Origin of the sequence: Moorena sp. SIO4E2 (assembly GCF_010671945.1) — a bacterium.
Taxonomy (GTDB): Bacteria; Cyanobacteriota; Cyanobacteriia; order Cyanobacteriales; family Coleofasciculaceae; genus Moorena; species Moorena producens.
The window spans coordinates 1-2,106 of record NZ_JAAHIE010000960.1 but is presented as its reverse complement, the minus strand read 5'-3'; the positions used below and the strand labels follow the sequence as shown (position 1 = coordinate 2,106).

Sequence of the window (2,106 nt, the reverse complement as noted above, 5' to 3'; positions counted from 1 at the left end):
AACTGCGCCCCAGTACGTAACGGTCCCCAACCAGGGGATAGACATCGGATTTGTTGGTATTAGCGTCTTGCACCCAAAGTTCCGGCACTCTAGCATTAGGCTTTAGTGCTACTGCTTGAAGATTGACCTTCGCATGAATGGTCTGTACTACCTGAGTTAGCTGACTAAGTATGGTCTTTGGTGGTTTGGAGGGTGGTTGAGAACTCATGGTTGTCAGCGATCAGCAATTAGCTTGGGTGCCTATGGAACCATTCTAATAGTTCTAGCAATCAGCTCTTTTTCCCTGTTCCATTATCAATATTTTCAATATGTTGTGGAATGGGAATCTTGGGTGGAACTGGCATCTTGCCAGTTTCAATATATTCTCCGGCGGGCAGGATGCCCAATATTCTCCGGCGGGCAGGATGCCCACTCTACTGATTCAAAGATTCAGCAACGCCACCGACTCAACGACTAGCAGGAAAACTACCACCCACAAAGTGAATATCACTAAAGGTTTCAATCCACAAACGAGCACCACAATCGAGTGGATTATCTGGGTTATAGACAATCTTACATGGACCAAGGATTTCCACTTCGTTGCCGTAGATATTGCTACCACTGCGTTTTACTGAAATCACTGGCTTGCGGTCTTGAGGGCTTTTCTTGATATTAGATCCTATGTGATTGCGATTAACATTAATCTTAGCTAGAGCGGGAGGACGACTAGTGCGCCATTTTCCTTTAGGTCCACGAGTAGCTTTGGTAATTTGTGGCAAATGGTTGAACAGAGGAATAATCCAGAATTTCCCAGTTTTATAGGCACCGCGAACGCGACCCTTCTCTAGGAGTTGGCGCAATCGTCGAGAAGAAATTCCTAATAGAGATGCCGCTTCAGTAGTTCCAACGCACTTGTTCATGACTGGAGTGTTTTTAACTATTCCGATAATACTAGTATAAAGGTAAAAAGAAAAATTGGCAACTTGAGGGAGTAGGGATTAAAGTGTGGTAAGTGTGGAGAGGGTGGGTGTCAAGTGAAGTGGTGTGGTGTCCACTATTAGCGACTGCGTCAATATCGGAATAGTTAGGAAATCGGGGATCGGAAGCGGCTCTAAGGTCGCATCATACATAGTTACCTAACACATTAATTAATTTATTACACAGGATTTTTCCCCACTCCACTACTCCCTATTCCCTGCTCCCTGCTCCCTATTCCCTGTTCGTTACAAAATTTTTCAAAATATGTTATAATATAAGATTATTTATGCTATAATAAAATTACCGTGGGCGCTAAAACGTTCCACGGTAAGAGCCAGCCCCAGATTTTCCACCCTCTCAGGCTGGCTCTCGTCCCCCAGTTAAGGAGATAACTTAATATTATGACGTACTCTCAGCGCCTCTATCCATGGGCGGTAGTTCGGTTATTGCCCAAGATGCAACGAGTGGTTGTTGGTCGTTTCCGCAATCGCTCGGATGCGGAAGGTCACATGCAGGCTCTGAAACGGCTAATGCCTGATGATAAATTTATTATTGTATTTGATATTGGGCAGGATATAGAGGAAGACTCTGAGGAGATGGAGTAGGGAGCGATCAGCTTTCAGCAATCAGCTTTCAGCAATCAGCTTTCAGCAATCAGCTTTCAGCGATCAGCTTTCAGCAATCAGCTTTCAGCAATCAGCTTTCAGCAATCAGCTTTCAGCAATCAGCTTTCAGCAATCAGCTTTCAGCAATCAGCTTTCAGCAATCAGCTTTCAGCAATCAGCTTTCAGCAATCAGCTTTCAGCTTATGGGTTACATCACAGGCTGGAAGCCTATTCCACGCTACTTGAGGAGTTAGGTCACAGGCTGGAAGCCTATTCCACGCCACTTGAGGAGTTAGGTCACAGGCTGGAAGCCTATTCCATGCTATTTGAGGAGTTAGGTCACAGGCTGGAAGCCTGTGCCACAGCTGACCGCTGACGGCTGACCGCTGACGGCTGACCCCTCACTTACTACTCACGATAGTCTCCCAATTCTGAATCACTTGCTGCAAAGCTTCCGGGAGCTGATTACTACCAATATCGGCATAACGTGTAGTACCTGCATTGCTGCTCAGAGTAACACTGATATAATCAGCAGCACCAATAG

4 protein-coding genes are annotated in these 2,106 nt (G+C 45.6%); 2 read left to right on the top strand and 2 right to left on the bottom strand.

Features of this window, described 5'->3' with window-relative positions:
• Window positions 1-208 (bottom strand): hypothetical protein (locus tag F6K37_RS39455; RefSeq protein ID WP_287256704.1); only part of this gene is annotated, 208 nt, incomplete at its 3' end.
• On the opposite strand from F6K37_RS39455, the gene F6K37_RS39450 reads away from it, so the two are divergent.
• The gene (locus F6K37_RS39450; RefSeq protein WP_287256703.1) at window positions 197-457 is read left to right on the top strand and encodes a hypothetical protein; all 261 of its coding nucleotides are present in this window, start codon (window positions 197-199) and stop codon (window positions 455-457) included. The two genes, F6K37_RS39455 and F6K37_RS39450, sit on opposite strands and share 12 nt — an antisense overlap.
• Here the strand turns inward: F6K37_RS39450 and F6K37_RS39445 are convergent.
• Window positions 447-899 carry a MerR family transcriptional regulator gene (locus F6K37_RS39445; RefSeq protein ID WP_287256701.1) on the bottom strand — a complete coding sequence of 151 codons (453 nt, stop codon included), beginning with the start codon at window positions 897-899 and terminating at the stop codon, window positions 447-449. The two genes, F6K37_RS39450 and F6K37_RS39445, sit on opposite strands and share 11 nt — an antisense overlap.
• 459 nt (window positions 900-1,358) lie before the next feature.
• On the opposite strand from F6K37_RS39445, the gene F6K37_RS39440 reads away from it, so the two are divergent.
• Window positions 1,359-1,562, top strand: a complete 204-nt coding sequence (locus F6K37_RS39440; protein WP_287256700.1) for a hypothetical protein — start codon at window positions 1,359-1,361, stop codon at window positions 1,560-1,562.
• The last annotated feature ends 544 nt before the right edge of the window (window positions 1,563-2,106 follow it).